General features: G+C 53.9%; 7 protein-coding genes. All 7 read right to left on the bottom strand.

Features of this window, described 5'->3' with window-relative positions; genetic code table 11:
- Positions 1 to 161, bottom strand: a 161-nt coding sequence (locus ABX962_RS26690) for a Gfo/Idh/MocA family oxidoreductase (RefSeq protein WP_372723949.1), incomplete at its 3' end; no start/stop codon positions are given.
- 116 nt (positions 162 to 277) lie between these two features.
- On the bottom strand, positions 278 to 1267 hold the full coding sequence (locus ABX962_RS26685) for a glycosyltransferase family 2 protein (RefSeq protein ID WP_372723947.1): 990 nt from the start codon (positions 1265 to 1267) through the stop codon (positions 278 to 280).
- A 49-nt stretch (positions 1268 to 1316) separates the two neighbouring features.
- Positions 1317 to 1988, bottom strand: coding sequence for a sugar transferase (locus ABX962_RS26680; RefSeq protein WP_372723945.1), 672 nt, complete (start codon positions 1986 to 1988; stop codon positions 1317 to 1319).
- Between the two features lie 113 nt (positions 1989 to 2101).
- On the bottom strand, positions 2102 to 3442 hold the full coding sequence (locus tag ABX962_RS26675) for a glycosyltransferase family 4 protein (RefSeq protein WP_372723943.1): 1341 nt from the start codon (positions 3440 to 3442) through the stop codon (positions 2102 to 2104).
- Positions 3439 to 4401 carry a glycosyltransferase family 2 protein gene (locus tag ABX962_RS26670; RefSeq protein WP_372723941.1) on the bottom strand — a complete coding sequence of 321 codons (963 nt, stop codon included), beginning with the start codon at positions 4399 to 4401 and terminating at the stop codon, positions 3439 to 3441. Before ABX962_RS26670 ends, ABX962_RS26675 begins: the two co-directional genes overlap by 4 nt.
- A 61-nt stretch (positions 4402 to 4462) precedes the next feature.
- Positions 4463 to 5764, bottom strand: a complete 1302-nt coding sequence (locus ABX962_RS26665; RefSeq protein ID WP_372723940.1) for a hypothetical protein — start codon at positions 5762 to 5764, stop codon at positions 4463 to 4465.
- A gap of 131 nt (positions 5765 to 5895) precedes the next feature.
- On the bottom strand, positions 5896 to 6409 hold a 514-nt coding region (locus ABX962_RS26660; RefSeq protein ID WP_372723938.1), incomplete at its 5' end, for a hypothetical protein.

Here is a 6409-nt window from a genome sequence, read left to right as displayed (position 1 = left end):
GCCGCCGACAGGTTGACGTCGGCGATCGCGATGAGTTCCGCATTCGGATGCTGCTGGATCGCCGCCGCATGCCACTGGGTGATGTAGCCGGCGCCGACCAACCCCACTTTCAGCGGAACCGCAAGGCGAGTGTTCGGTTGGTCGGGTCGAGGTAGTCTCATCAAGGTCGGGTCGAGGTGTTTCGGCGAAGGGTTAGGCAAGGTCTAAAACAAGTTGTTAATCAGTGAACGGGCGAGCGAGCAGGGGATCGGTCAAACCGATCATTGAACGAATACCTCTATTTATATTCGATGATTTGGGTCGTCGCGCGGGTCAGCCGGCGCCATCCGTATTTGCACGCTCCAATAAACTCAGGGATCTTGCCACCGACGCAACTGGCGGCATAAATCATTGCCACCGATGTGGGGAATCCTCGGCGTCGGCAGGTCCGCGTCACCTTGGCCCACAGCACTCCATATGCCAACAGCAACACGCCCAGACTAAGAAAACGCGTGGGCCAGCACAACAAGACGGCGACAATCGGCAGCAAGCCACCCCAGAACAGGACACTACGAAATGGTTTGACAAAGTGACGTTCCGGGGGACGGCCATGCATTGCAAATCCCTGGGCGAAACCATGACCGCAGCGGACCGAACGTCGCCACCACTGAGACAAACGGTGCATGTCGGCATCGTGCAGTGTCATCTCGTGGTCGATACGTCGTAGCTTCCAGCCGAGTTGGCGGATTCGCACACAGACTTCGTCGTCTTCGGCGGCGATCACCTGTTCGTTATAACCACCGACAGCTTGCAAGACATCGCAGCGGACGATCGCATCCCCACCACATGCTCGCGTCTCCCCAATCGGTGTGTTCCACTCAATGTCGCAAAGCCGGTTGAACACGCTCGCATCGGGATAACGTTCGCGGCGACGACCGCAAACGGCGGCAAGTTCCGGGTGTTCCTCTAGCGATCTGCGGCCGACTGCGATCCAGGCGTCGGCGATCTCGCAATCGCCATCAACGAATTGAACAAATTTTAAATCGGGAACCTTTTCGATCAGACGTTCGAATCCTGCATTGCGTCCACGCGCCGCCGAAAAGGGAAGGTTTTGGTCTAAATGCACAACGTCGGCGCCGAGCTGAATTGCAAGTTCGACGCTGTTGTCATCCGAGCCTGAGTCGACATAGACAACGTGCGGCGAATCCCGCAGTGCCGAACGCAGGCATGCTTCGAGACGGATTCCTTCGTTTCGTCCAATCGCGACGACGCCGATGTCAGAATACACCCGAGCCAACCTTGTCTGTTGTGAAGTGAATACGTCGATGCCCACGTGTTTAATAAGCGCCTTTGCCACTCAAGACGACCGGGATTGTTTTGACAATCAGCGTCAAGTCGGTCGAGAAACTGCGACACTGAATGTATTCCAGGTCCATGACGATTTGCTCGTCAAACGGAATGTCGCCACGTCCGGATACTTGCCAAATGCAGGTCAATCCGGGCAGCACATCGAAGCGGTTGTAATCGAGGACGTTGTAACGCAATACTTCCTCGAGCAGTGCGGGACGTGGACCCACGACACTCATGTCACCGCACAATACATTGTAAAACTGTGGCAATTCATCGATGCTGTAGCGACGAATCCAACGCCCCACCTTGGTGATTCTTGGGTCGTGTCGCAATTTAAATGTGCGGTCGTCGGCGTGTTGATTCAGCAATCGCATCGCCTCTTTTTTCTTGTCGGCATCGACCACCATCGAACGGAATTTTAAACACTGAAAGCGGCGGCCTCCGCGTCCGACACGTGGCGACCAATAGAATACCTTGCCGCCGTCTTCGCATTTGATGGCGATGGCGACCAACATGATCAAGGGGATGCAAAGGATGATCGCAAGGGTCGAAATGGCGACGTCCAAGATTCGCTTGCAATGGCCATAGACATCGGTTCCCTCAATCGACGGCAGCCCCGAAGTGAAAATCAGTGAATGGTTGCTCAGTGTCGCAGTCATGATCGCAAGTCTCAGCACGTCGAGGAGTCAAAAGATGTCGAAGATCAGCGAGCCGGAATATTCTCAGTCTGTTTACAGTAACGGGGCCAGGCAAGGAAGTTTGCAAGGAAATTTTAGTTTGCTTTACTGGAAACGAACGGAACGGTGGATGAATCGTCTGGGAAAATCTTGAGTGCAGAATCACGACGAGAGAGATCGTCGCGGTGGTTTCGTTTTTTAGAGACAGTCAGGCCAAGGATGTGATCGGACAATTTTTTCGCTTCGCGGCGGACATCGTGACGTTGACGCACTCTTGCAGCGCCGTTGTTTCCGCGACGCTCGATTTCTTTCTGGGGGGCATCAATCGCCTGTCGCATGGCGTGGCAAAGTGCAGCGACGGATCCTGCGGGGATCAACCAACCGGTGACACCGCTGCGGATCAGTTCCGGAATCCCTGCTACCGCGGTCGCAATCACGGGGCGGCCAAGCGCTAGCGATTCCATACAAGCGACGGGCAATCCTTCGGCAAAACTCGGCATCACAAGTGTTCGACTCTGCTGGATCATCGTCTGAATTTCGGGGCCGGTTTTCCAACCGGCGAGCACCACGCGGGATTGAAGTTGATGTTCCTCTATCAACTCTTGCAACGTCTCTCGCAGCGGCCCATCGCCGACAATCGTCAATTCAAATGAAACCTGCTCGCGGGCAAGCTTCGCGGCAGCTTGAATCAGCAGCGGCATTCCTTTTTGCTCATTCAGTCGTCCGATCGCCAAGAAACGCGGCGATTGCGGCACCGGCGTCCAAGCGAAATCAAAATACGTTTCATCCAATCCGCATCGCACCAAATGGACTTTGGACCAGTCCGCGAAATCGGCCCAGCGATACAATTGGCTGCAGCCAAACCGGCTGACCCCTACCACAAAATCGCAATACGCAATCTTCTTTCCGAGTGCCAGCTGAATCGGTCGATCAAATTCCTCGGGGCCGTGCACGGTAAAACTAAACTTGGGGCCGCCAAGTTGACGGCAAAGCGTTGCCACGGTTGTCGAGTTGGTGCCAAAGTGAGCATGGAGGTGAGTGATCTGGTCACGGTCGGTCCAGCGTTTGATCACGGTGGCTTCGGCCAGATAGATAAGGTGGCGAATCAGCGAGCCCGCACTCCAGAAGAATGCAAACGCTAAGCGAATCGCGGTCGCAAAGCGGATCGGGTGGGACAGTGCGGCGGAGGCGACCGATCCCAATAAGATGTAAATCGGCAAATCCAGCACGTAACGTGTTCGGGTTTCCTCTCGCTTGTCCTCGGGGTCTACCACTTGTACCCAAGGTCGGCGAATGCCGTAACGTGTTACGCTATGACCGAGTTGTTCCAATGCGTGAATTTCGCGGCGTATAAAGGTGGTGCTAATCGAGGGATATTGGTTGACCAAATAAGCAACACGCGTCGCTTTCCGCTCGTGCGAATATGTGTCGTTCATCGGATAATGCCTCGAACAAAAACGCTGTTCAACAGAAAATCACGCCAAAGCTTCGGAGGATCGATCGCCGGTTTTCGTTGCACGATCGCACGGGCAATCCAAATGGCACGTCCGACTAGCCAAGCGGCGTCTGCAATCGCGGTTCGCAATCTGCCATGTTTTGAAATGAAATAATGCCGTCGTGAATCAAACCAATACTGAGGTCGCTGTTTCAACACGGCTTGTGCGCCTGTCACGCCAGAGGATTGGCCCACTAAATGGATCACATGGCTGGCGGGTTGATACCACGTTTGATAACCGGCCAGTTTCGCGCGATGACAAAAATCGACTTCTTCGAAATACATGAAATAGCGATCGTCAAACATGCCGATCTTGTCAATCAGTTCGCTGCGAATCATAAAACTGGCTCCCGCGACCCAGTCCACCGGGCAATCATGGTCGGGCGGCGCAGGTGCAATGTTGTGATGCTCGAGCATTCGCGTCAGTGGACCAAATCGCATCGCATCGACAAACTCGCTACGGATCGTTGGAAAGCGACATGCGGATGTCTGGGCCTCGCCATCAGGGTATTGCAACCTGCTGCCAACAATCCCCACCGTCGGATTCGTTCGCAAGGTTTCAAGAAGCGGTTCGATCGCACCTGGCAATGCCACCGTATCGGGGTTTAACAACCAGATCACTTCAGGACGGTCGGCCCGAGCCAATGCGGCCGTGATTCCGATGTTGTTTGCCGCGGCAAACCCTTTGTTGTCCGGCAACGCGGTCAAACGGACCCACGAATGCCAATCACGCTGGATTATCGTCGCGGCAAGCAACGCCGCGGAATCGTCTGCCGAGCCGCCGTCGATCAATTCCACTGAAAAATCCGAGTGCTGACGCGCTACCGGTTCGAGTGACTCCAAACAGTCGACGGTTAACGACGCTGTTCGGTAGTTGACGATGATGGTAACGATGTTCATGGCAGGAAGGCGATTCGATGACGGGTGCCAATCGCAATACGGATCGGCGCCTAGTGGCGTCTCAGGTTGGCAATCCGCTTAATGCAGGATCATGTTGTCGAGCCGAAGCGGCCGATGGCGGGACATCTGCTAACGATGTGCGTGGGAATCGCGGGATAGCATCGAGTGTCCATTCGGCTCGCTTGGCATACCAGCTTTCTCGCGAGTGATGACAGGCAGCTTGACGTGCACTGAGCGATATTTCAATCAGTTGGCCGCGGTGAAGTTCGAGCTCCGCAATTTGTTGACCACATCGCTGAAGATCGTGGTGGGGAAGAATCATCCCCGCGTTGTCTGCGGCCATCTGTTTGGCAAAGCATGAATGATCAAATCCAAGCATCGGCAACCCCGAAGAATAACACGACAAAAAAGGTTGCATGTCGCAATCAATCACAGGGGTCAACAGCATCGCATCGTATTGACGTTGTTGCTGTAACGATTCGGTGACATTGGGGGCATGTTGTTGAAAACGAACTTCGCGGGTCAGCCCAAGTTTGGCAATTTGATATTGCAGTTCGGATCTCTGAAAACCTTGGCCAAAAATATCCAGATAGACGTTCGCTCCGAAGTTGCGGGCGTAGCGGACGATTGCGATGCTAAGGTTGACGCCGTACTTGTTTTCCAGCGGAGCATGCGAAACCAATCGTAACGGCAGCGAGGGGGGGGCGCAGCGAAGTCGTTTAAGTAGATCGACTTCGGAAATGACGTCGTCATTCGAGATCGATGGCTCACAAAAAATGCGTGAATTCCGTGCGTATTTAGAATACTGACGCATCGAGCTTTCACTACTAAAAAGACTTAGCTCGGATCGTTTGGCCAAGCGTTCACAACTGCGTCGACAGCGTCGATGGGTCAATCGATCTCGCAGCGCCGCAGTTCGCGAGCGAGAATGATGGTCGCCGCCTGACGCATCCGAGTGTACCAGCACAATCGGGTGCGAAATGCCGGTGGATTGAAATATACCATCGGCGATTACCGCATCGGCGACACTGTTAATTTCGGGTTGTAAAACGCACGCACTTTGAGTGAACGATTGTAAAATATTTTTCCAGTGACCTGGGCTGTTGAGCGATGCGTGTTGCAGTACCGGTTCAATACGGATCTCTTCGCTGGCGGGATCAAACGCTTGCAAGCGTCCTGCGTTGCAATCCGCATGCAATGCCGATTCCGAACCGTCGACCAGCGCAGGGGCGAGCAAGGTGAGTTGCCCAAACTTTCCATCCAAGGAATTTCGCAACAACCGAAGTTGGCGTGCTCTATCCGCTGTCAAGTAAACTTGATTGCCGTGCAGTTGGTACGGCTGGCAAGTGAGGATTAAATACATCAATTTATCGTGCTGTAAGACTGGTCGCGTGTTTGATATTTTACGATCCAACGCCAGCTGATTTGCCGACGGGCTCTACTGATCTGCTGACGACGGTCACTTCTGCTTCTACTTCAGTAAACTTGGCTTCACTAATTTCGATCGGTACGAATCCATGCTCGCTCACGTTGAATGATAAAACTTGTATAGAGCGACAATTTGCGAACGGCGTAGAACGGGATAGCAAAAAACATTCCCATCGTTGCTCGGCGAGGACAGAAACGCGACCATGCCAAAACGAGCCCGGTGCCAGCGATACCCATCGCAAGCGACCATGTCACAAGCGGCCCAATCGCATATCCCAACAACGCAGTGATCGTTAACATCGTGCCGATAAGGGCCGCCGTCATGATCAATAACGACAACGGCAACACCATTAAATCCAATGCCGCTAAGAGACAAGCAAGTGTTGGTTTGCGGATCCAGCCTCGGATCAACCTGGGAACTTGGCTGCCGACCAATTGTAAATGGCCATGTTCCCAGCGGCGATGCTGAGTATCGGCCGCTCCGGGATTCGTCGGAAAGGTGGCTAAGCACTTTGCTTCGGGACAGTACTTCGCGGGACATCCCGCCAAAATTAAATCAAAGGTCCATCGCATATCTTCG

The organism is Novipirellula sp. (genome assembly GCF_041583735.1).
Classification (GTDB): Bacteria; Planctomycetota; Planctomycetia; order Pirellulales; family Pirellulaceae; genus Novipirellula.
Note: the sequence above shows the minus strand (reverse complement) of the source record. Positions and strands in the feature narration are given on the sequence as shown.

Coding starts and splice junctions, on each gene's coding strand:
- ABX962_RS26680 (WP_372723945.1), bottom strand. CDS start 1,988: ATGACTGCGACACTGAGCAACCATTCACTGATTTTCACTTCGGGGCTG.
- ABX962_RS26675 (WP_372723943.1), bottom strand. CDS start 3,442: ATGAACGACACATATTCGCACGAGCGGAAAGCGACGCGTGTTGCTTAT.
- ABX962_RS26670 (WP_372723941.1), bottom strand. CDS start 4,401: ATGAACATCGTTACCATCATCGTCAACTACCGAACAGCGTCGTTAACC.
- ABX962_RS26665 (WP_372723940.1), bottom strand. CDS start 5,764: ATGTATTTAATCCTCACTTGCCAGCCGTACCAACTGCACGGCAATCAA.